This window comes from Mesorhizobium loti, assembly GCF_013170705.1.
GTDB classification, from domain to species: domain Bacteria; phylum Pseudomonadota; class Alphaproteobacteria; order Rhizobiales; family Rhizobiaceae; genus Mesorhizobium; species Mesorhizobium loti_D.
In genome coordinates this window covers 3,783,323-3,806,729 of sequence record NZ_CP033334.1, presented here as the reverse complement: position 1 = coordinate 3,806,729, position 23,407 = coordinate 3,783,323, and the positions used below count along the sequence as shown (strand labels likewise).

Annotated in this window: 19 protein-coding genes; all 19 read right to left on the bottom strand. The window is 64.5% G+C overall.

The genetic code is table 11. The features are described from left to right. Positions 1-108 precede the first annotated feature (108 nt). Positions 109-1,782, bottom strand: a complete 1,674-nt coding sequence (gene recN / locus EB815_RS18505; protein WP_056573244.1) for a DNA repair protein RecN — start codon at positions 1,780-1,782, stop codon at positions 109-111. A 308-nt stretch (positions 1,783-2,090) separates the two neighbouring features. Beyond that, positions 2,091-2,960, bottom strand: coding sequence for an outer membrane protein assembly factor BamD (locus tag EB815_RS18500; RefSeq protein ID WP_056573247.1), 870 nt, complete (start codon positions 2,958-2,960; stop codon positions 2,091-2,093). 264 nt (positions 2,961-3,224) lie between these two features. Further along, positions 3,225-4,175 carry a UDP-3-O-acyl-N-acetylglucosamine deacetylase gene (gene lpxC / locus EB815_RS18495; RefSeq protein WP_056573250.1) on the bottom strand — a complete coding sequence of 317 codons (951 nt, stop codon included), beginning with the start codon at positions 4,173-4,175 and terminating at the stop codon, positions 3,225-3,227. Positions 4,176-4,455: 280 nt separating this feature from the next. Then, a complete protein-coding gene (ftsZ, locus tag EB815_RS18490; RefSeq protein ID WP_056573252.1) occupies positions 4,456-6,144 on the bottom strand; it encodes a cell division protein FtsZ in 1,689 nt (562 codons plus the stop codon). Positions 6,145-6,210: 66 nt separating this feature from the next. Next, entirely contained in the window at positions 6,211-7,518 is a 1,308-nt protein-coding gene (ftsA, locus tag EB815_RS18485; protein WP_010910249.1) for a cell division protein FtsA, read from the bottom strand. Then, on the bottom strand, positions 7,515-8,456 hold the full coding sequence (locus EB815_RS18480; protein ID WP_056573255.1) for a cell division protein FtsQ/DivIB: 942 nt from the start codon (positions 8,454-8,456) through the stop codon (positions 7,515-7,517). The genes ftsA and EB815_RS18480 overlap by 4 nt, the downstream gene beginning before the upstream one ends. Next, positions 8,444-9,370 carry a D-alanine--D-alanine ligase gene (locus EB815_RS18475; RefSeq protein WP_056573258.1) on the bottom strand — a complete coding sequence of 309 codons (927 nt, stop codon included), beginning with the start codon at positions 9,368-9,370 and terminating at the stop codon, positions 8,444-8,446. Before EB815_RS18475 ends, EB815_RS18480 begins: the two co-directional genes overlap by 13 nt. A 300-nt stretch (positions 9,371-9,670) precedes the next feature. Next, positions 9,671-10,636, bottom strand: coding sequence for a UDP-N-acetylmuramate dehydrogenase (gene murB / locus EB815_RS18470; RefSeq protein WP_065005566.1), 966 nt, complete (start codon positions 10,634-10,636; stop codon positions 9,671-9,673). Then, positions 10,633-12,033, bottom strand: a complete 1,401-nt coding sequence (gene murC, locus EB815_RS18465) for a UDP-N-acetylmuramate--L-alanine ligase (protein ID WP_056573267.1) — start codon at positions 12,031-12,033, stop codon at positions 10,633-10,635. The genes murB and murC overlap by 4 nt, the downstream gene beginning before the upstream one ends. After that, on the bottom strand, positions 12,030-13,157 hold the full coding sequence (murG, locus tag EB815_RS18460) for an undecaprenyldiphospho-muramoylpentapeptide beta-N-acetylglucosaminyltransferase (RefSeq protein WP_056573270.1): 1,128 nt from the start codon (positions 13,155-13,157) through the stop codon (positions 12,030-12,032). The genes murC and murG overlap by 4 nt, the downstream gene beginning before the upstream one ends. A gap of 1 nt (position 13,158) precedes the next feature. Next, positions 13,159-14,310, bottom strand: coding sequence for a putative lipid II flippase FtsW (ftsW, locus tag EB815_RS18455; protein WP_056573273.1), 1,152 nt, complete (start codon positions 14,308-14,310; stop codon positions 13,159-13,161). Beyond that, on the bottom strand, positions 14,310-15,710 hold the full coding sequence (gene murD / locus EB815_RS18450; protein ID WP_056573275.1) for a UDP-N-acetylmuramoyl-L-alanine--D-glutamate ligase: 1,401 nt from the start codon (positions 15,708-15,710) through the stop codon (positions 14,310-14,312). The genes ftsW and murD overlap by 1 nt, the downstream gene beginning before the upstream one ends. A gap of 9 nt (positions 15,711-15,719) precedes the next feature. Continuing rightward, positions 15,720-16,802, bottom strand: a complete 1,083-nt coding sequence (gene mraY, locus EB815_RS18445; RefSeq protein WP_056573280.1) for a phospho-N-acetylmuramoyl-pentapeptide-transferase — start codon at positions 16,800-16,802, stop codon at positions 15,720-15,722. A gap of 23 nt (positions 16,803-16,825) precedes the next feature. After that, complete coding sequence (locus tag EB815_RS18440; protein WP_056573283.1) at positions 16,826-18,283, bottom strand: UDP-N-acetylmuramoylalanyl-D-glutamyl-2,6-diaminopimelate--D-alanyl-D-alanine ligase; 1,458 nt, start codon at positions 18,281-18,283, stop codon at positions 16,826-16,828. Continuing rightward, positions 18,280-19,734 (bottom strand): UDP-N-acetylmuramoyl-L-alanyl-D-glutamate--2,6-diaminopimelate ligase, encoded by a 1,455-nt coding sequence (locus EB815_RS18435; protein ID WP_056573287.1) that lies wholly within the window; start codon positions 19,732-19,734, stop codon positions 18,280-18,282. The genes EB815_RS18440 and EB815_RS18435 overlap by 4 nt, the downstream gene beginning before the upstream one ends. Positions 19,735-19,788: 54 nt before the next feature. Further along, positions 19,789-21,498: a peptidoglycan D,D-transpeptidase FtsI family protein gene (locus EB815_RS18430; RefSeq protein WP_056573290.1), complete on the bottom strand. Its 1,710-nt coding sequence runs from the start codon at positions 21,496-21,498 to the stop codon at positions 19,789-19,791. After that, entirely contained in the window at positions 21,495-21,890 is a 396-nt protein-coding gene (gene ftsL / locus EB815_RS18425) for a cell division protein FtsL (protein WP_056573294.1), read from the bottom strand. The genes EB815_RS18430 and ftsL overlap by 4 nt, the downstream gene beginning before the upstream one ends. 4 nt (positions 21,891-21,894) lie before the next feature. Then, positions 21,895-22,929: a 16S rRNA (cytosine(1402)-N(4))-methyltransferase RsmH gene (gene rsmH, locus EB815_RS18420; protein ID WP_056573296.1), complete on the bottom strand. Its 1,035-nt coding sequence runs from the start codon at positions 22,927-22,929 to the stop codon at positions 21,895-21,897. Next, positions 22,926-23,384: a division/cell wall cluster transcriptional repressor MraZ gene (gene mraZ, locus EB815_RS18415; RefSeq protein WP_056573299.1), complete on the bottom strand. Its 459-nt coding sequence runs from the start codon at positions 23,382-23,384 to the stop codon at positions 22,926-22,928. Before mraZ ends, rsmH begins: the two co-directional genes overlap by 4 nt. Positions 23,385-23,407: the final 23 nt, after the last annotated feature.

The window sequence follows — 23,407 nt, the reverse complement described above, 5'->3', positions numbered from 1 at the left end:
TTTGTCCCCGAACGGTGGCGCGTCACAATAGATCAGGATTTTGGGAAAATCATTCCCGACCAGCAGCATGGAGCCATATCCTGACTCGATCCGTGACGCCGGATATTGTTACGCCGCGTTTGTGTTTTCGCGCAGCAGCCGCTCGGCGGCCGCGCGTGCCTCGTCGGTGATCGTTGCGCCGGCCAGCATGCGGGCGATCTCTTCCTGCCGTGCCGTCCTGTCCATCTCGGCGATGCCGGTCGCCACACGATCGGCGCCGCCCGATTTGGAGATCAGGAAATGCGTCGCCGCGCGCGCCGCCACCTGCGGCGCGTGGGTCACCGACAGCACCTGCACGCGCTTCGACAGCCGCGCCAGCCTCTGGCCGATGGCGTCTGCCACGGCGCCACCGACGCCGGTGTCGATTTCGTCGAAAACCAGTGTCGGCGCCGAGCCACGGTCGGCCAGCGCCACCTTCAACGCCAGCAGGAAGCGCGACAGCTCGCCGCCGGACGCCACCTTCATCATCGGCCCGGGCCGCGTGCCGGGATTGGTGCGCACCCAGAACTCGATCTGGTCTATGCCCTCTTCCATGCGGGTCTCGGCCTCGCTCTTCATCTCGACGATGAAGGCTGCGCGTTCGAGCTTCAGCGCGGGCAATTCGGCCATCACGGCCTTGGTCAGGCCAACGGCCGCCGCGTGACGAAGCGAGGAAAGCTGCGCGGCGGCGATGTCATAGGCTTCACGCGCCGCGGCGGCCTGCTTTTCCAGCCCATGCAGCCGCTCCTCGCCAGCGTCGAGATCGGCGAGGTCCGCCACCATCGTGTCGCGCAATTGCGCCAGATCGTCGACCGCAACGCTGTGCTTGCGTGAAGCCGCGCGCAGCGAAAACAGCCGTTCCTCCGCCTTCTCCAGTCGCTGCGGGTCATATTCGGTGGCTCGAAGTGCTGCCTCGACGCCAGACTGTGCCGCGTCGAGAGACAACATGGCTTCGTCGAGCGACTTGACCACGTCCTCGAGCAGGCCCGGCGCCTCCGTCGCCTTGCGCTGCAGGCGCCTCAGCAGGCTGGCGAGTTGCGGCAAGGGTGACGACGGACCGGACAGCACATCCTGCGCATCATGGATTTCGGAAGCGATCTTCTCGGCGCGCATCATGTGGGCGCGCAGTTCGGCAAGTTCCGTTTCCTCGCCGGGCTGCGGATCGAGCCTGGTCAGTTCCGCGACCGCGGCGCGCAGATAGTCGGCCTCGCGGGCCGCCGCCGCCACCTTGGCGCGGTGGCGCGTAAGTTCCTGCTCGCAGCCGCGCCAGTGCCGCCAGGCCTCGCCGGTCGACCGAACCGCGCCAAGATGGCCGCCGAAGGCGTCGAGCACATCCCGGTGCGCTCCGGGATCGACCAAGGCGCGCTCATCGTGCTGGCCGTGGATTTCGACCAGCGCGCGGCCGACATCGCGCATCAGGGTCACGCTGGATGGCTGGTCGTTGACGAAGACGCGGGTGCGGCCGTCCGCCGTCTGCACGCGGCGCAGGATGATGTCGCCGTCATCCTCGATGGCGTTTTCGACGAGCAGCGCGCGCACCGGATGGTTTCGCGGCACATCGAACACGGCAATGACCTGGCCTTGTGCCGCGCCATGGCGCACCAGCGAGGCGTCGCCACGCGCGCCAAGCGCCAGCGACAGGGCATCGAGCAGGATGGATTTGCCGGCGCCGGTTTCGCCCGTCAGCACGGAAAGGCCCGGCTGGAAGTCGATATCCAGCTTCTCGATCAGGACGATATCGCGGATCGACAGTCTGGAAAGCATCAGAACCCGGACCTCAAGCAATTCCAGGAAAAGTGCGTAACGGCTTTCCGTCCGGAATCGCGTCAACAAGAGATAGAACGGTTCAGCGGCTCAATCAAACCACAGAACCGCCCGTGGAGCGGCACGCGACCAACCGGAGTCGCAGCGCCGCACTATCTTTTTGTTTCAGCGTCGGATCAATCCGAAAATGCGCTTCGCCGCGACGCGCTCTAGAGCAATTCCAAGAAAAGTGTGAAACGGGGAATTGCGTCAAAAACAAAGAGATAGAGCGGGTCGCCGTCTCCGTTAATCGGCGAACCGCTCCAGTATCAGGCGCCGGTGATCAGCTTTCCGGCCTTGGATATCCACGATCCGGCATTCTCGCGCGGCGCCAGTCCGTTGCTCTGCAGGAGCTTGTAGGAATCCTTGTACCATGGGCTGTCGGGATAGTTGGTGCCGAGCACGGCGGCTGCCGTCTGGGCCTCCGAGGTCAGCCCCATCGCGTAATAGCTTTCGGTCAGGCGGGCGAGTGCTTCCTCGACATGGCGCGTGTTGGAATAGTTCTCCACCACGGTGCGGAAGCGCTTGACGGCGGCGATGTATTCACGGCGCTCCAGATAATAGCGCCCGATCTGCATTTCCTTGCCGGCGAGCTGGTCGTTGGCGAAGCGCATCTTCTCCTTGGCGTCGTCGACATATTCCGAATTCGGCCAGCGCGTCACGAGATCCTGCATCGTCTGCAGGGTCTGGCGTGCTTCCTTTTGATCCTGCGTCACGTCCTTGATCTGGCGATAGTAGCTCAGGCCGATGATGTACTGCGCATAGGGCGCGTCATCGGTGGACGGATAAAGCGCCAGATAGCGCTTGGCCGACGAAATAGCGTCGTCGTAGCTGCCCTTTCGATAGTCGGCGAAAGCGCCCATGACCATCGATTTACGGGCCCATTCCGAATAAGGATGCTGGCGATCGACGGCGTCGAACTTCTTGCTCGCCTCATCCAGGCGCCCCGCGTTCATGTTGGCGAGGCCCTGATTGTAGAGGACGTCGGCCGGCTCGGTCTGGTCGACATAGGTCGACAGGTCGATGTCTTTCTCCGACGACATGCAGGCCGACAGGAAGAGCGATGGAACAACCAGCGAAAGCGCCAGGAGAACAGACCGCTGGGGCGCTTTCGATTGACCGACTCGCTTGAAGAACATGATTGGATTGCGCCCTTTCGGCGTTATTTTAATGCCTCTTGCATGCTGCTGTCCCAAAATTGGTCCCCACTTTTGAGCGACATGCACTAATCGACGGCAGCAGCCATAAACCATAACCGCCTTGCCCGGCAACGCTATGTCTAGCCAATCGCGCATTTTTGTGGCGGCCGGCCTGCGCCGAGACGTCCCTGCAATTTCGCCTGCTGGTGATGCATTCCTGCAACACTCGGCTCCCCCGTCATCGGGGCGAAAACGTCGCGGGACTCAGATCATCCAGGGCGCGTAGAGCGGCGCATTGACGGCGCTCATCTCCGCCGCGCGGCCACGCTCGCGGCGTGTGGTCTCGACGATCTCGAAGGCCGTGCGGTCCGACAGCAGGCGGCGCAGCGCGGCCGCGTTCAGCCTGTGGCCGCCGCGATAGGAGCGGAAACAGCCTATGAAACGGGCTCCGGCCAGCGCCAGGTCGCCCATGGCGTCGAGCGTCTTGTGACGCACGAATTCGTTGGGATAACGCAGGCCGCCCATGTTGATGACCCGGTTGTCGTCGCCGATCACCAGCGAGTTCTCGAGCGACGAGCCAAGCGCATAGCCGGCGGCCCACAGCCGTTCGACATCCTTCATGAAGCCGAAGGTGCGCGCGCGCGCGATATCACGGCGGAAAATGTCCGCATTGATATCCGAGGCGAAGAGCTGGCGGCCGATGGCCGGGCTTTCGAAATCGATCTCGATCTCGAAGCGGGTGCCGTCATAGGGCCTGAACTCGGCCCAGGATGCACCGTTCTCGATGCGGACCGGCTTGACGACCCTGATGTAGCGCCGCTTGACCTGCAACGTCTCGATGCCCGCCTGGTCTATGGCTTCCACGAAGGCGATGGCGCTGCCATCGAGGATCGGAACCTCGTGGCCATCGATTTCGATGAGGACATTGTCGATGCCGAGCCCGAGCAGCGCGGCCATGATGTGCTCGACAGTGGCGATATGCTCGCCCGAGGGATCGCCAAGCATGGTGCAAAGGTCGGTGGCGCCGATCTCGGAAAACAGAGCACGGAACTCGCGGCCCTGCCCTTCTCCACCGATCAGCTGGAACACGATGCCGGTATCGGCATCCGCGGGCAGGAAACTGATGGAAACTTCTTTGCCGCTGTGAACGCCGGTGCCTGTAAGCGACGCGCGCGTCTTCACTGTCGTCTGGTAGTCGTGCAAGACAATCCCCATAAGCCCGAAAATGCCTAGGTCCGCTTCTCCAGCCCGAGGGCGCGGCTCTTGTGAAATCGGCAGGCAGGGCCACTTCCCCGAAATCCCGGCAGACCGACTATGGTAGGCAGCGAAGATAATGTCCCGGTCGGGAGACTCCAAATCACGGTTTCTTACTCTTTGTAACCGCGAACTGGAACATGTACGGAGCCATAACCGATTGATTTTACAGCATTTAAAACGTTAACAGGCAAGCAATTCCTTGCTTGCCTGTTAACGATTGTTACAGTCCGTTAACGGTTCAGTTGGCCTGGCGGCGCAGGAACGCCGGAATCTCCAGCTGATCGTCGTCCTGAGTCGCCCTGGTCTGCGGCGTCAGGCGGCCCTGGTCATCCAGCTGGCCGCGGCGCGGCGCGTAGAGCTGCGCGTCCTGGCTGGCAAGACGGCGCACTTCGGGAGCCGCCTGGCGCAGCTTGGGCTCGCGCGGCTGGGCTGGCTGCAGCCGTGCCGGCTCCTCTTCGCGGCGGGTCAGGCCATTGGTCAGGCGCTTCAACAGACCCATCGGTCCGCTGTTGTTCTCGTGGTCCGCCGGACGGCTCTTGGCGTCCACCTCGGCCTTGACCACCGGCGGGAAGTCCTCGACGCGCGGCATGCGCTGCGGCGCCATCGCCACCGGCTGCGGGACCTCACGCAGTATTTCGCGCGGCTGCGGGGCCGGCTGCATCATCTGCTGGACGACCGGCTGCGGCATGGGCTGCGGCTGTGCCGGGGGCGCCTGGAAGATCTTGCTCTGCGGGCGGAAATCATCCGCATGGGCGACCGGGGCCGGGCGAGCCTGCGCCATGGCCGCGGCGTTCGCCTCGGCCAGCTGGATGGCCTCGGCGACCGGGTCGGCGGCACGCGGCTCATAGACAGGCTGCTGGACCGGTGCCGGGCGGCTTTCCACCGCGGCCACGGCCGGACGGGCGGCCGGCTTCTGCGGCGCCGTACGGATCGAGATCGGCGCGGCTGCAATTTCAGCCGCCGACTTGTCGATGCCGGTGGCGACGACCGAGACTCGGATGACGCCTTCGAGTTCCTCGTCGAAGGTGGCGCCCAGGATGATGTTGGCGTCTTGGTCGACTTCCTCGCGGATGCGGGTCGCCGCTTCGTCGACTTCGAACAGGGTCAGGTCGCGGCCGCCGGTGATCGAGATCAGCAGGCCCTTGGCGCCCTTCATCGAGGTCTCGTCGAGCAGCGGGTTGGCGATCGCGGCTTCGGCGGCGGCCATCGCGCGGCCCTCGCCCGAAGCCTCGCCGGTGCCCATCATCGCCTTGCCCATCTCGCGCATCACCGAGCGCACGTCGGCGAAGTCGAGGTTGATCAGGCCTTCCTTGACCATCAGGTCGGTGATGCAGGCAACACCGGAATAGAGCACCTGGTCGGCCATGGCGAAGGCATCGGCGAAGGTGGTCTTGTCATTGGCCAGCCGGAACAGGTTCTGGTTGGGGATGACGATCAGCGTGTCGACGCATTTCTGCAGTTCCTCGATGCCCATGTCGGCCGTCTTCATGCGGCGCTGGCCCTCGAAGTGGAACGGCTTGGTGACGACGCCGACGGTGAGGATACCCTTCTCGCGCGCGGCGCGGGCAACAACCGGAGCAGCACCGGTGCCGGTGCCGCCGCCCATGCCGGCGGTGACGAAGCACATATGGGTGTTGGACAGGTGATCGATGATCTCGTCGATGCATTCTTCCGCCGCCGCGCGACCGACTTCCGGCTGCGAGCCGGCGCCGAGGCCTTCGGTGACATGCGCGCCAAGCTGGATCAGCCGGTCGGCCTTCGACATGGTCAGCGCCTGCGCGTCGGTGTTGGCCACGACGAACTCGACACCGCGCAAGCCCGCGGTGATCATGTTGTTCACGGCATTGCCGCCGCCGCCGCCCACACCGAACACGGTGATGCGCGGCTTAAGCTCGGTGATGTCCGGCTTCTGCAGATTGATGGTCATTGTCTCCGTCCTTTGCCTTTCACGCCGCTTCGCCGCCGCGGCCGCCTATGGGGCTGTCCCCGTCAATTAGAAACTGTCTCTCAACCACTGACTCATGCGATGCAGTTTTCCACCCGTTCCAGTCATCCTGAGACCGGAAATGCCTTTCGCCGGATGGCTCTCGAAACTCGCCATCTGCGGATAGATCAGAAGCCCGACGGCGGCCGAGAACGCCGGCCCCTTCGCCGCTTCGGGCAGGCCCGCCACGCCGAGCGGACGGCCGATGCGCACATTGCGCCCCAGGATGCGGCGCGCCGCTTCCGGCAGGCCGGCCAGCTGGCTGGCGCCGCCGGTAAGCACGACGCGCTTGCCGACCGCATTGCCGTAGCCGGATTTGTTCAGCCGGTCGCGCAGCAATTCGAGCGTCTCGTCGATGCGGGCGCGCACGATGCGCGTCATCACCGAACGCGGTATCTGCAGCGGCACGTCGCCGTCATCGCCGATCGGCTGGATCGAGACCAGGTCGCGGTCGTCGGCGCTGCCCGGCAACGCCGAACCATGCATCACCTTGAGCCGCTCGGCGGCATCGAGCGAGGTCGAGAGCCCCTTGGCCATGTCGAGCGTGACGTGGTTGCCACCGATCGCGATGGCATCGCCATGGACGAACTTGCCTTCCGAAAACACCGAGATCGTGGTCGTGCCGCCGCCCATGTCGATGCAGGCAGCACCCAGCTCCAGCTCGTCATCGACGAGCGCCGCCAGTCCGCTGGCATAGGGCGTCGCCACCATGCGCTCGACCGACAGATGCGAGCGGTTGATGGAGAGCTCGAGATTGCGCATTGGTGCCGCGTCCCCCGTCAGCACATGCATGTCGACGCCGAGCGCGTCGCCGACCATGCCGCGCGGATCGCGCACCCCGCGTTCGGCATCCAGAGAGAAGCCGACGGGCAACGAATGGATCACCTCGCGCTCGGCCTTGAGCGCCTGCTTGGCGCCGGCGCCGAGCACCCGCTTGATGTCGGCCTCATCCGCCTCATGGCCGCCGAGATTGATGGTCGCGGAGAAAGCTTCGCTCTTCAGCCGGCCGGCGGTCATGTTGACGATGAGCGAATCGACCGTCAGTCCCGCCATGCGCTCGGCGGCATCCACCGACAGCCGGATGGCATGCTCGGCCCGGTCGAGATCGACGACCACGCCTGACTTCACGCCTTGCGACTTCTGGTGGCCGATGCCGATCACCTGGATACGGTGCGAGCGGCCGCGCAAGAGCTTGCCGTCATCGTTCGGCTTGAGCTTGGCCACCATGCAGCAGACCTTGTTCGAGCCGACGTCCAGCACCGTGAGGGTGCCGGACCGGCGCGACGAGGCATCGCCAGAACCGCCAAGCCAGCTCATATCTTCGTCTCCGGCTTGCGCTTGAGGGTTTTCGGCTTCTCGTTGAGGGCGGCCTCGCGCTGAGTCGCCGCCTCGGGCGTCAGCTCGACGACCAGCCGGTCGGTGAGCCGCATGTCGACTGCGGCAATGTCGCGCGACAGCAGCCCCTTGTCATGATCCATCTTGATCAGTTCGGCGAGCGCCTGGTCCTCGTCATTCTCGGGCAGCTTGACCGTGATACCATTGTCCAGCTTCAGGTCCCAGCGCCGGTCGCCGACGCGGATATAGCCTTTCACGCGGCTCGCGAAGTCGGGATATTTCTCGATCTTGGCCAGGAAGTCGGGCGCCTTGGCCGGCGCGCCCTCGCCGATCAGCAGCGGCAGCAGCACCTGCTTGCCGCCGGAGAACGGCGCGATGACGGCACCATCCCTCTCGATGACCGAGAGATCGTTGCCCTGCTGCCAGAGCGCGAAGGCCTCGCGTTCCTCGACGCGCACTTCCAGCGTATGCGGGTAGACCTTGCGCACCGCCGCCATCTCGATCCAGGGCAGGCCGGAAATGCGCTCGCGCGCGGCCTCGGCATCGAAGCCGATCAGCGACGTCCAGCCATCAAGTTCGAGCCTGTCGAGAATGTCGATCTCGGAGGTCTGGCGATTGCCGACCACCTTGACTTGATCGACGGCAAAGCCGGTGCGGGCAGTGATGCTCTGGATGATGCCATCTGCGTGGCCGCCGAGATAGGCGCCATAGGCGCCACTCGAAGCGAGCAGCACCGCCGACATCATCGCCGCGGAGAAACGCGGCGCCTCGAATTCACCGTCACCAAGGCGCGCCAGGATGCGCACCGGGCGGCGAAGCACGCGCGGCAGCACGAAATGGCCCGATGACAGCGACAAGCCGAACAGCGACGGCCCAGCCGCGCCCCTCTCCTTGCCTTGTCCCCATTTCAACGCAGACACGAAGCGTCCTCCACCATCCAACTCAACAATTCACCAAACGAATGCCCGGCATGGGCTGCGATTTCAGGCACCAAAGACGTCGGCGTCATGCCCGGCTGAGTGTTGACCTCGAGCCATACAACCTCGCCATTTTCGGAGTGACGATCGTCATAACGGAAGTCCGACCGGGAAACGCCCCGACAGCCGACAGCTTGGTGAGCCTTGAGCGCCAGTGTCTGTATTTTTTGGTAAATATTCGGTGAAACTTTTGCGGGGCATTCGTGTTTTGATCCGCCCGCGACATATTTTGAATCGTAATCGTAGAAGGAATGCCCCGTCGGAATGATCTCGCAGACACCAAGCGCCACGTCACCCATGACGGCGCAGGTCAGCTCCCGCCCATGGATATAGCGCTCGACCATGACGGTATCGCCATATTTCCACTCGGACGACCCAACGACCTGCGGCGGATGAGACTGCCCCTCGGAGACGATAACGACACCGAAGCTCGACCCCTCGCTGACCGGCTTGATCACATAGGGCGGCTTCATCGGGTGCTTGTTCTGGATGGCAAAGCGATTGGCGACCTTCGATTCGGCAACGGGAACGCCGAGCGACTTGACGACCCTCTTCGCCTGCTCCTTGTTCATGGCGAGCGCCGAGGCGAGCACGCCGGAATGAGTATAGGGAATGCCGAGATATTCGAGGATACCCTGGATGGTACCATCCTCGCCGAAGGGACCATGCAACGCATTGAAGGCGACGTCAGGCTTGAGTTCGGCAAGCACGGAGCCGACATCGCGCCCCACATCGACGCGGGTCACCTGATAGCCTTCCTTCTCCAGAGCATCGGCACAGGCCTTTCCGGAAGACAGGGACACGGGCCGCTCGGACGAAAAACCTCCCAGCAGGACGGCCACATGCTTGCTTTTCATTCCCCGTCATCCCCTCTCACGGCGGACCAAAAACCAAGATTTCCGCAACATTGAGTCCGAGTCTCCCGGCAGGATGCCCCCCAGACGGAAAACGCGGGTAACGCGTCGAACGACTCAAATCAGGAAACGCTTTCGAGCAGAGAATCAGAGAGTTGATTCACTGGCAAGTACTTATGATTCCGAGAGATTCACTTTCTGAGAAAATGGATGCGAAAACCGCGTCACTGAGTCCCCGGAGCAACGGTTTGTGCGTTCTGGGAACGCGTTGAAGTTCATCCATCACATGAACTTCAACCGGCGCTAAAGCAGCTGGCCCAAAAATTCCTGCACTGCATGTCCGGCACGGAAATTGCCGATGCGCTTGATCTCCCACTGCAACCGGATGCCGGAATGTTCGAGCACCCGCGCACGCACCGTCTCGCCAAGATATTCGAGGTCGTAACCGGTCGCCGTGCCGGTGTTGATCATGAAATTGCAGTGCATCGGCGACATCTGCGCGCCACCGATCATCAGGCCGCGGCAGCCCGCCTTGTCGATCTCCTTCCAGGCCGACGTGCCTTCCGGGTTCTTGAAGGTCGAGCCCCCGGTCTTCTCGCGGATCGGCTGCACGGTCTCGCGATGGTTTTGCACCGCATCCATCGCCGCCTTGATCGTGGCCTTGTCCTCGGCGAAGCCCTCGAACACGGCCGATGTGAAGATCAGCCCGGCGGGCGCCGCCGAATGGCGATAGGCATAGCCCATCTCGGCATTGCTCAGCCTCTGGACATTGCCCTTGCGTTCGAGCGCGCGCACCTCGACGACACGCTCGCGCGTCTCGACGCCATTGGCGCCGGCATTCATCCTGAGCGCGCCGCCAACGGCGCCCGGAATGCCGTGATAGAAATGGAAGCCGCCAATGCCCGCTTCCAGCGCCAGGGCGGCCACGCGCTTGTCGGGCGTCGCCGCGCCGGCCTTTATCCTGATCGGTGAAACGACCTCCGCCTCGCCAAAGCCCTTGGCCGAAAGCCTGATGACGAAGCCCGGAATGCCGCCATCCCTGACCAGCAGGTTCGAGCCGATGCCAACGACGGTGAGAGGTATCTCTTCAGGAACCGCGCGCAGGAACGCGGCCAGATCCTCTTCGTCCGCCGGCTGGAACAGCACCTCGGCCAGGCCGCCGGCGCGGAACCAGGTGATCTTGTCCATCTCGGCATTCGGCGTGAGACGGCCGCGCAGGCCGGCAAGCCGGTCGCCGAGTCCGTCGATCAGGGCCTGGCCGTGCATCATGAGGCGGCAAGCTCCTTGGGCAAGGCATAGGCCCATTGGGTGATGTTGCCGGCACCAAGAAAGACAACGAAATCACCAGGCTTGGCCAAATCGCGGATGATTGGCGCGATATCGGTCGGCCCCTCTATGTAGCGCGCGTCGCGGTGACCGCCAGCGCGGATGCGCGACACCAGTTCGTCCGACGTGACACCGTCGATCGGATCTTCGCCGGCAGCGTAGACAGGCGCGACCATCACCGTATCGGCGTCGTTGAAGCAGGCCGAAAACTCGTTGAACAAATCATGCAGCCGGGTGAAACGGTGCGGCTGGGCGATGGCGATGACGCGGCCCTTGGTGGCGCTGCGCGCCGCCTTCAGCACCGCCGAGATCTCGACCGGATGGTGGCCGTAATCGTCGAACACGTCGACGCCGTTCCAGGACCCCGTATGGGTGAAGCGGCGCTTGACACCGGCGAAGGACGACAGGCCCTTCTTGATCGCCTCGGCGGACAGGCCGAGCTCATGCGCGACGGCGATCGCCGCGGTGGCGTTCGAGACATTGTGCCGGCCGGGCATCGGCAGGCGCAGGCCGTCTATCGTCTTCTGGCTGCCGGTCTTGCGGTCGCGGATCACCACGTCGAACTCGGAGGTCGCGCCGGCCATGCGGTGGTTGGTGAAACGCACATCGGCCTGCGCGTTTTCGCCATAGGTGATGACGCGGCGGTCCTCGATGCGGCCGACCAGCGCCTGGACTTCCGGGTGGTCGGTGCACATCACGCCGAAACCGTAGAAAGGTACGTTCTCGACGAACTGGCGGAACGCCTCGCGCACATTGTCGAAACTGCCATAGTGGTCGAGATGCTCGGGATCGATGTTGGTGACCACGGCGATGTCGGCGGGCAATTTGAGGAAGGTGCCGTCGCTCTCGTCGGCTTCGACCACCATCCACTCGCCATCGCCCATGCGGGCATTGGTGCCATAGGCATTGATGATGCCGCCATTGATGACGGTCGGATCGAGCCCGCCGGCTTCGAGCAGGGTCGCGACCATCGAGGTCGTCGTCGTCTTGCCGTGCGTGCCGCCGATCGCCACCGCCTGGCGGAAGCGCATCAGCTCGGCCAGCATCTCGGCGCGGCGCACGATGGGGAGTAATTTTTCCCGCGCGGCCTTCAGCTCCGGATTGGATTTCTTGATCGCCGTCGAAACGACGATGACCTCGGCGTCGCCGAGATTCTCGGCCTTGTGGCCGACGAAGCATTCGATGCCCTTGTCACGCAGCCGCTGCACATTGGCGCTGTCGGCCTGGTCGGACCCTTGCACCTTGTAGCCGAGATTGTGCAGCACCTCGGCAATGCCGCTCATGCCGATGCCGCCAATGCCGATGAAATGCACAAGGCCGATGGTCTGCGGCATCTTCATGCGTGCGTCCCCTTCTTGAAATCCGATACGCTTTTGCGGGACGCAATAGCCTCTGTGAGATCGGCGAGCAACCGTGCCGCGTCGGGCCTGCCGGCCGATTTCGCGCCAGCGGCCATGGCCGCCAGCCGATCGGGATTGTCCATCAGACCGCCAACCAAGGCAGCGATACGCTCGGGCGACAGCGTCGATTGCGGATGCACCTCGCCGCCACCGGCGGCGGCAAGGGCAGCCGCGTTCGCCGCCTGATCGTGGTCGAGCGCATAGGGATAGGGCACCAGCAGCGCCGGCCGGCCGATGACGGCGATTTCCGAGACGGTCGAGGCGCCGGAGCGCGAAATCACCAGATGCGCCGCCGCCAGGCGCGCCGCCATGTCGGTGAAGAAGGGCGAGACCTCGACGGCGACGCCAAGGGCGGCATAGGCCGCCTTGACCCGCGCCACGTCGTCGGCGCGCGCCTGCTGGGTGATCGCAAGCCGCTTGCGCTGCGCATCCGAAAGCAGCGCGATCGCCCCCGGCATGGCATCGGAGAAGAATTGGGCGCCCTGGCTGCCGCCGAACACCAGCAGGCGGAAGGGCTGCTCCCCGGTCGACGCCACATAGGGCGTCTTGGCCGCTTCCAGCACAGCCGGCCTGACGGGATTGCCTGTCGTCACCGTCTTGGCACCAACGGCGCTCGTATCCTGCGGCAGGAAGCCGCCGGCGATGGCATCGACACGGCCGGCCAGCGCCCGGTTGGCGCGCCCCATCACCGCGTTCTGCTCGTGGATCAGCGTCGGCACCTTGCGCCGCGTCGCCGCATAGAGCGGCGGCAGGGTCGGGTAGCCGCCGAAGCCGACCACCGCGTCCGGCTTGATCCTGCCGATAATGGCGGAGGCCTGGCGCACGCCGCGCCAGATTTTCCAGAAGGCACCGAGCACGACGATGGGATTCTTCGAACCCATCGTCGCCGACTGGATCGGATGGATGGCGGTGGCCGGAAAGTGGCCGGCAAACCGCTCGGCGCGTTCGTCGGTCGCCAACTGCACCGTCCAGCCGCGCTCGATCAGCTCATGCGCCAGCGCCTCGGCCGGAAACAGATGTCCGCCGGTTCCGCCCGCCGCGAGAAGGATGACACCCCTCGCCATGTCACTCCGCCGGCAGGGCGCGTTGCGGCAACGTAAAGCCCATCTGCTTGCGTTTTTCCGGCCGCTTGCGCGTCAGCGCCAGCACCATGCCCATCGAGATGGCGATGGCGATCTGTGAGGAGCCGCCATAGGAGATGAAGGGCAGCGTCATGCCCTTGGCCGGAACCAGCTGCAGGTTGACGCACATGTTGATGACGGCCTGCAGGCCGAACACGGTGACGAGGCCGCCGACCGCATAGCGGGTGAAATCGTCATGTTCCTTGAGCGCCGTGTTGAGGCCGCGCAGCACGATGAAGGCAAAGATCGACATGATGAAGAAGCACATGATCAGCCCGAATTCCTCGCCCGCGACTGAGAAGACGAAGTCGGCATGGCTGTCGGGGATGACCCGCTTGACCGTACCCTCGCCCGGCCCGACGCCGAACCAGCCGCCATTGATCAGCGCGTCGCGTCCCATGTCGACCTGGAACGTGTCGCCCTCGCCGGTGAGGAACTTGTCGATGCGCAAGGCAACGTGCGGAAACACCGTGTAGGCGGCGAAGACACCGCCGACGCCGGCGGCACCCAGCACGATGATCCACAGCCAGGGCAGCCCCGCCATGAAGAACATGATGCCCCAGGTGCCGGTCGTCAGCATGGTCTGGCCAAGGTCGGGCTGCGCCACCAACAGCGACACGACCAGCACCAGGAGCAGCATGGCGAACAGATTGCCCGGAATGTCGGGCTGTCGCTTGTGCTCGGCGAAAAGCCAGGCGCACATGATGACGAAGGCCGGCTTCAGGAACTCCGACGGCTGGATCGACAGGCCGGCGAGCGAGACCCAGCGCCGCGCCCCCTTCACCTCGACGCCGACATAGAGCACCGCCACCATCAGCACCAGCATCAGGCACAGCATGATCAGCGACATGCGCCGGATCTCCCTGGAATCGAGGAAGGAGACGGCCAGCATCACGCCGAGCGCCGGCACGGTGAAGATGATCTGCCTGGTGGCGAAGTGGAAACTGTCGAGGCCGATACGTTCGGCCACCGCCGGGCTGGCGGCGAAGGACAAGACGATGCCGAGCCCCATCAGCGACAGGAACGCCGCCAGGAACCAGCGATCGATCGTCCACCACCAGGTCGCGACGGGACTTTTATCGAGACGGCTCTGCATTATCGTGCCCCTCCGATGGGTTTGACGCCATCTATAGCGCTCGCAGCTTGCCTGAAGGCTTCGCCGCGAACTTCGAAATTCTTGAACTGGTCGAAACTCGCGCAGGCCGGGGACAGCAGCACCACCACCTCGCCGCTGTCGTCGCTGGCCGCATCATGCGCGGCATGCGCGACCGCGGCGGCCAGTGTGCCTGAAATCTCGTAGGGCACGGCCTCGCCCAGTGTCGCCGAAAAGGCGGGCGCCGCCTCGCCGATCAGATAGGCCTTGGCGATGCGCGGGAAGAAGCCGCGCAGCGGCTCGATGCCGCCTTCCTTGGGCAGGCCGCCCGCGATCCAGTAGATACGGGGAAAGCTCGACAGGGCGGGTGCCGCCGCATCGGCGTTGGTCGCCTTGGAGTCGTTGACGAACAGCACATGGTCCTTGCGGCCGACCTGCTCCATGCGGTGGGCGAGACCCGGGAAGCTTTCGAGCCCCGACTGGATCTCGCCGAGGTCCAGCCCGACTTTCAGGCAAGCTGCGACGGCAGCCAGCGCGTTCTGCGCATTATGCTGGCCGCGCAGCGAGCCTATGCCTTCGAGGAAGGCGACGCGGCTATAGCGGCCGTGCACGGCTTCCATCAGATTGGTGCCGTCGGCGAAATAGCCGTCGGTCAGCGGCAACCGCTTGGAAATGCGGATGACCTGCCGCCCTGCCCGCTCCAGCCGCTCGGCGATCTGTGCGCACCAGGAATCGTCGATGCCGATGATCGCCGTCTCGCTGCCGGCCACCAGCCGCTCCTTGATCGAGGCGTAGTGCTGCATGGTGCCGTGGCGATCGAGATGGTCCGGCGTCAGGTTGAGCAGGATGCCCGCGGTCGGGTTGATCGAGGGCGCAAGGTCGATCTGGTAGGATGAGCATTCGACGACATAGTGCCGATCGGGCTTCGGCGGATCGAGCGTCATCACCGCGCGGCCGATATTGCCGCCCATCTGGGTATCGCGGCCGGAAGCCGTCAGGATATGCGCTGTCAGCGCGGTGGTGGTCGACTTGCCGTTGGTGCCGGTGATGGCGATGAAGGGCGCCGTTGGCGCGCTGAGCGTCCGCTCCCGGCAGAACAGTTCGATATCACCGATCACCTCGACGCCGGCGCCACGCGCCAATTCCACCGTCCAGTGCGGCTTGGGATGGGTCAGCGGCACGCCCGGCGACAGCACGAAGGCCGAGAATTTCGCCCAGTCGGCGCCGCGCAGGTCGGCTGTGGCGATGCCGGTGGCCGCCGCCTTGGCGACGCTGTCGGGATTATCGTCCCAGGCCAGCACCTGCGCGCCGCCCTCGATCAGCGCGCGCGCCGTCGCGATCCCCGAGCCGCCGAGCCCGAAGAGCGAAACCTGCTTGCCTGCGAAGGATGCGGCGGGGATCAACGGGGGCTCCTATCTGAGCTTCAGGGTCGACAGGCCGACCAGCGCCAGGATCACGGCGATGATCCAGAACCGGATCACCACCTGGCTTTCGGTCCAGCCGAGCTTTTCGAAATGATGGTGGATCGGCGCCATCAGGAACACCCGCTTGCCGGTCATCTTGAAGTAGCCGACCTGGATGATGACCGACAGGATTTCCACGACAAACAATCCGCCGACGATGACCAGCACGATCTCGTGCTTGGTGGCGACCGCCACCGTGCCGATCAGGCCGCCCATGGCCAGCGAACCGGTGTCGCCCATGAAGATCGCCGCCGGCGGCGCGTTGAACCAGAGGAAGCCGAGGCCGGCGCCGATGACAGCGCCCAGCACGACCGCCAGTTCACCGGTGCCGGGAACAAAATGGATCTGCAGATATTCGGCGAACACCGCATTGCCCGAGAGATAGGCGATGACGCCGAAGGAGGCCGCCGCGATCATGATAGGCACGATCGCCAGACCGTCGAGGCCATCGGTCAGGTTCACCGCATTGCCCGCGCCGACGATGACGAAGCAGGAGAACGGAATGAAGAACCAGCCGAGGTTGATGATGAATTCCTTGGCGAAGGGGAATGTCAGCGACGACGAGAACGGCGCCTGGCCGTTATGCATGATTGCCCAGGCGGCGATGCCGGCAATGACGAATTCGAGCGCCAGCCGTGCCTTGCCGGAGAAGCCGAGATGCGACTGCTTCGTCACCTTCAGATAATCGTCATAGAAGCCGATCGAGCCGAAACCCAGCGTCACCAGAAGCACCACCCAGACATAGATGCTCGACAGGTTCGCCCATAAAAGCGATGAGCCGATGATGCCCGACAGGATCATCAGGCCGCCCATGGTCGGCGTGCCGGCTTTCTTGAAATGCGTTTGCGGTCCATCGGCGCGGATCGGCTGGCCCTTGCCCTGGCGCAGCCTCAGCGAATTGATGATGGTCGGCCCAAAGATGAAGACGATCAGCGCCGACGTGATCAGCGCCCCGCCGGTGCGGAAGGTGATGTAGCGGAAGACGTTGAAGACGGAGACCCTGTCCGCGAAATCAACCAGCAGTGTAAACATGCGCTTTCGTCCCCCGACTTGACCTAGGTCAGTTTGCTGGTTGTCGTTTCAGCCGGGAACTTCCCCAGCAGCGCATCGACCAGTTTTGCAAAACCGATGCCCTTCGACGATTTGATCATCACCACGTCGCCCGGCCTCAGTGCGGCAAGCAGCACCGGCTTCAGTTCCTCGACGCCGGCGCGGTATTCTGTCGTGATGTCGCTTGGCAGCGCTTCCGCCAGCGCCCGCATTTCCGGCCCGCCGAGAAAGACGGTCTGGGTGCCGGTGCCGACGATGAGATCGGCCAGTGCGGCATGCAGCTTGGCCGAATGTTCGCCGAGTTCGAGCATGTCGCCGAGCACGGCGATGCGGCGGCCCTCGCCCGTCACCGGCGTTGCGTTGAGCAGTGCCATGGCCGCCGCCATCGAGGCCGGATTGGCGTTATAGCTCTCGTCGATCAGCGTGATCGAGCCACCGGGGTGGCCCGAAGCCGAGCCACCGGGGTGGCGCAGCACATGGCGTTTTCCGCGGCCGCGCTCGGCCGAGAGATCGACAAGGGCCAGTGCTACCTTGTCGAGGTCGGCGCCGACCAGTTGCGCCGCGCCCAGTACCGCCAGCACGTTCTGCACCATGTGCCGGCCGGGTGCACCGATACGGGCGATCATGTCATGGCCATTGATCCTGGCCGCGATGTCGGAATGGTCGGCATGCAACTCGCACTTGGTGAGCTTGAAGGTCGAGCGCGCATTTTCGCCAAAGCCGTAGACATGCTCGACGCCGGCGGCATGCGCCATCTTGTCGAGAAGCTTGAAGCGCGCATCGTCGCGGTTGAGAACCGCGGCACCCTCGGGCTCCAGCCCTTCGAAAATCTCGGCCTTGGCCTTGGCGATCTCGTCCAGATTGCGGAAGAAGCCGAGATGGGCGGCCGCGATCATGGTGACGATGGCGACATGCGGCCGCACCATCTTCACCAGCGGCCGGATCTCGTCAGGGTGGTTCATGCCGATCTCGAACACGGCATAGTTGCAATCGGCGGGCATGCGTGCCAGGGTCAGCGGCACGCCCCAATGGTTGTTGAAGGACTGCGCCGAGGCGTGCACCTTGCCGACCGCCGAAAGCACATGGCGCAGCGCTTCCTTGGTGGTGGTCTTGCCGGCCGAACCGGTGACGGCGATGATCTTGGCTTGCGAGCGGCTCCGCGATGCGACGCCGAGCTTTTCCAGTGCGACCAGCACGTCCTCGACGACGATGATCGGCGCCGTCAGCCGGCCGAGCGACGGCAGCTTGCCTTCCGCCACCACCAGCACGCCGGCGCCTGCCTTGATGGCCGCGGTGGCGAAGTCGTGGCCGTCCATGGCCTCGCCCTTGATAGCGAAGAAGGCGTCACCCGGCTGCAGGCTGCGGCTGTCGATCGAAATGCCCGATATGCCTTCGGGCATGGGCCCAAGAGGCCTCCCGTCCATGGCGGCAACCAGCGCCTCGGAGGTCCACAGCAAACTCATGCGGCACGCTCCCGCAAAGCGGCGCGGACTTCCTCGTGATCTGAAAAATGCAGGGTTTCGGAGCCGATCGTCTGGCCTTCCTCGTGGCCCTTGCCGGCCACGATCAGCGTGTCGCCGGCATGAAGCATGCCCACGGCCTCGTGGATCGCCTTGCGCCGGTCGCCGATTTCGATGGCGCCTGGAGCAGCGGCCATGATGGCGGCGCGGATCGTTTCGGGCACTTCGGAGCGCGGATTGTCGTCGGTGACGATGACGACATCGGCAAGCCGGGTCGCGATCTCGCCCATGATCGGCCTTTTTCCCCGGTCGCGGTCGCCGCCGCAGCCGAACACGACCATGACGCGGCCCGTCGTGAACGGGCGCACCGAAGCCAGCACATTTTCCAGCGCATCGGGCTTGTGGGCATAGTCGACATAGACCGGCGCACCACTGGCGGTGGTCCCGACGAGATCGAGCCGGCCCGGCGCGCCCTTCAGTTTCTCCAGGGACATCAAGGCCTTGGCGACCGGTGTTCCCGTGGAAATGGCAAGCCCCGCCGAAACCAGCGCGTTCGAAATCTGGAAATCGCCGGCCAGCGGCAGATCGATTTCGTAAAGCACGCCCTCGGCCTCCACTTCGGCGCGCTGGCGATGGCGTTCGTGCTCGACCCGCTTCAGCGTGAGGAAATCGCCATGGCGGCCAACCGTCAGCACGTCGAGCCCGGCGGCCCGCGCCGCCTGGATGGTCGGCGCCGACCACGGGTCGTCGGCGAAGATCACCGCCGGCGCACCTTTCGGCAGCAGCGTGTCGAACAGGCGCAGCTTGGCGCGGTGATAGTCCTCGACCGTCGGATGGTAATCCATATGGTCGCGGCCAAGATTGGTGAAGCCGCCAGCCGCCAGCTTCACGCCGTCAAGCCGGCGCTGGTCGAGGCCGTGGCTGGAAGCCTCCATCGAAGCGTGGGTGACGCCGGCATCGGCCAATTCCCTGAGCAACTGGTGCAGGGCGACCGGATCGGGCGTGGTCAGCGAGCCATATTCGTTGCGGCCTGGCGCCACCACGCCGGTGGTGCCGATCGAAGCCGCGGCATAGCCCGCCTGCTCCCAGATCTGCCTGGTGAAGGCGGCGACCGAGGTCTTGCCGCTGGTGCCGGTCACCGCCACCATGGTTTGCGGCTGCCTGCCGAAATAGCGGGAAGCACTCAGCGCCAGCGCCAGGCGCGGATCATCGACCGCCAGCACCGGAACCGGCAGTCCGGCAACGGAACCGCCTTTGCTTGTCACGATCGCAAGCGCGCCACGCCTGGCCGCTTCGGCAGCGTAGGCCGTGCCGTCCGCCTTGGTACCGGCGAGCGCAAAAAAGACGACGCCGGGCTTTACCTGCCGGGAATCGGACGAAATCCCGGTAACCTCCAGATCGGCGGAAGCTGTTCCTTCGACTGGCAGGACACCGGCTAGATCTCTGAGCTTCATCGAGTTCCGTTCACCGCAATAAAATAGCGCGCAGTCGCCGGCGCGCCCTAAGAATCACTCATAGGAAACCAACGTTGCACCATTTTCATGGCTGAAATCTGGTTTCACGCCAAGCATGGCCGCGGAACGCCTGATGATATTGCCGGCCATAACCCCTGCATTCGCGGCCGCGACGTCCGTCATGCCAGGCTTTTCAGGGTGCGGGGCGTCGGCAATCGTGAAGACGAGGTATTGCGGGTCGTCCATCGGGAAGGCGGCGACGAACGTATTGAAATTCAAGTCCTTCGAGTAGCGGCCGTTGATGACCTTCTCGGCCGTTCCGGTCTTGCCGCCAACGCGGTAGCCGGGGACTCTGGCGTTTCTGGCCGAGCCCTTCTCGGCGTTGAGCGAATAGAGGTAGCGCATGCCCTCGACCGTCTTTTCGCTCACGACCTTCTTGGCGGTGGCCATCGCTTCCGCCTGCGTACGCACCAGGAAGGTCGGGTTCATCAGGAAGCCGCCATTCATCAGCGCCGCGCAGCCGACGGCTGCCTGCAGGGGCGTCGTCGATACGCCGTGGCCGAAGGCGATCGTGAACGAATTGACCTGTTTCCAGACCTTCGGTTCAGTCGGGCGGGCGACTTCCGGCAGTTCGGTCTGCATCCTCTCCAGAATGCCAAGGCGATGGAGGAATTCCCGGTGCCCCTCGATGCCGACCAGCTCGGCCTCCCTGGCCGACCCGATGTTGGACGAATAGAGGAACACTTCCGGCAATGACAGCACACGGTTCTTGCCGTGGAAATCGTGAATGGCCTGATGGCCGACCCGGATCGGATGCGAGGCATCGAAACGGCTATTCATCGTCGCCTTGCCGGAATCGAGCGCCATCGCCGAGGTGAAGCTCTTGAAGGTCGAACCCATCTCGTAGAGGCCGGCCGACATCCGGTTCAGCCGGTCCTTCTCCTGTGCATTGTAAGGATTGTTCGGATCAAAATCCGGCACCGAGGCCATGGCCACCACTTCGCCGGTCTTGACGTTGAGCACGACGGCGCCGGCGCCCAGGGCGCGGTAGCGCTCCAGGCCAGCGGCGATCTCGTCGCGCACCACGTGCTGGACGCGCAGATCGATGGAAAGCTTCACCGGCTTGAGATCCTTGGCCACCGCCAGGCCCGACGCCTGCAGGTCGCTCAGCCCCTGCTCGTCGATATATTTCTCCATGCCGGAGATGCCCTGGTTGTCGATGTTGGTCAGGCCGACAATGTAGGACGAGGTCTCGCCGCTCGGATAGAAACGGCGCTTCTCCGTGCGAAAGCCGAAACCGGGAATGCCGAGCTGCATGATATCGGCCTGCTGCTTGGGCGTCAGCTGCCGCTGCAGCCAGACGAATCCGGCGCCGCTCTTGAGCTTGTGGTAGGTCTGCTCGTAATCGATCTCGGGCAGCACGGTCGACAGTTTCTCGATCGCCTCGTCGGCATCGACGATGCGGCGCGGCTCCGCGAACAGCGACGCTGTCTTGATGTCGGTCGCCAGCACTTCGCCGTTGCGATCGACAATGTCGGGCCGCGAGGCGGTGACCCGGCTCTGCGGGCCGCCCGACAGATCTGGCGTCTGGAAGCCGAGATAGACCAGCCGGCCTGAAATGGTCGAGAAGATGCCGAAGAACACCGCCATCGTCATCACGATGCGCGCCTTGCCCTTGCCGCCTGTCGCCTTGCGGGCGCCCTCGACGACGATCGATCCGTCTTCACCCGTCCTGGCGCGACGCCTCAGCAGTTTGCCGATCATTGGGCGATGCCTCCGGTGACGACGGGGTCCTTGTCGCCCGAGGGCGCCTTGTCGGAATTGTCGGCCATGGCGCCTTGACGTCCGTTCAGGATGTCCTGGATATCCAGGGCCTTTGCCGGAAGATCGCCCAGGCCCACGATCTGGCGTGCGCTGACCGGCTCGAGCGCGAGCTGCGACTTGTAGAGTTCGGTCAGCTTCTGCAGCCGCGACGGCTGCGTGAGCAGGCTCCAGTCGGCCTTGAGCAGGTCGATCGTCTCCTCCTCATAGCGGATCTGGGTATGGATTTTCTGCACCGCCGCCAACTGATCCTCGGCCTCGCGCTTGGTCTTGTAGGTCAGGGCCGCCGCCGAAACCATGACGGCGATCAGGACAATGTCGCTGGTACGGAACACGTGCTTACCTCTCCCCCGGCTGGTTGATGCCGGGAAGTTTTGGAAGGCCGAAAATCGAAAAATCGCCGGCACGCGCCGGTGCCTCGGTGCGGATCGCCGCGCGCAACCTGGCCGAACGGGCACGCGGATTGGCCGCTGTCTCGGCATCACCTGGCGTCACGCCGCCGCCGGCCTTGCGGAAGGTCGCGGTGCGCGCCTGCGCCTCGGGCAAATGACGCGAGCCGGTGGCGACGTCGGCCCGGTCGGCGATGAAACGCTTGACGATGCGGTCTTCCAGCGAATGGAACGTCACCACCACCAGGCGCCCGCCCGGCTTCAATGCGCGTTCGGCCGCGAACAGGGCCTTGGCCAATTCGCCAAGTTCGTCATTGACGTAGATGCGCAGCGCCTGGAACACGCGAGTGGCAGGATGGATCTTGTCCTTGGGCGCGCGGCCGATATGCGTCTCGATGGCGTCCGCCAGTTCCAGCGTGCGCTCGAATGGCCGCTTCTCACGGCGCGCCTCGATCATGCGGGCGATGCGGCCGGCGTGACGCTCCTCACCGAGGAAGCCGAAGATGCGGGCAAGGTCGCCCGGCTTGAAGCTGTTGACGACGTCGGCGGCGCTGAGGCCCGCCTGCGCCATGCGCATGTCGAGCGGCCCGTCGGCGCGGAAGGAAAAGCCGCGCCCGGCCTGGTCGAGCTGCATGGACGACACGCCAATGTCGAGCACGATGCCGTCGACACTTTCGACATGTTCGTCCAGCGTCGAGAACGGCGCCTGCACCAGCCGCAGCCTGCCGCCCGATTGCGCCTCGAGATCGCGTCCGGCCGCGATGGCGTCGGGATCGCGGTCGATCGCCACGACGGACGCCCCGGTCGCCAGAATGGCTTTTGTGTAGCCGCCGGCGCCGAACGTGCCGTCGATGATGATGTCGCCCGCCGCCGGCGCCAGTGCCTCGAGCACTTCGCCAAGGAGGACCGGAATGTGGCGGACCGGTCCGCCAACGGCGTGCCCACCTACAGCGTGAGGAAGGTCATCGCCGTGGCCCACCGTCATTCCGGTCGCTCCCCAGGCTTCGTCCCCTGCCGAAGCTGCAAAAGCCGGGCCCGTGCCTGCGCCCCATAGGCAGCAAGCCGCCCCGGCTCCCAGATCTGAAAGAAATTGCCGCGCCCGACAAAGGCCACCTCCGCCGAAATGCCGGTGTGCTCGCGGATGAAATCGGTCATCGTGATGCGGCCGTCCTGATCGAGTTTCAGGAAGGTCCCGTCGCCATGACAGAAGAAGGACATGTCGTCCGCCGTCTGCAGGAACGGATCTTCCTGCGCGATGCGCTGCTCGTAGCGGTCGAGCAGGTCGAGCCCGCCGACATCCATCGCCGGCAGGTCGAGGCAGCGCAGTGCGTAGAGTTCCGAATAGCCGCGTTTCTGCACGACGGCGCGGAAATGCGCCGGAACGGACACCCGTCCCTTCGCATCGATCCTGCTCACCGTGTTCGACAGAAACCGGTCCATTAAACGCTACAGCCGCTTGCGCC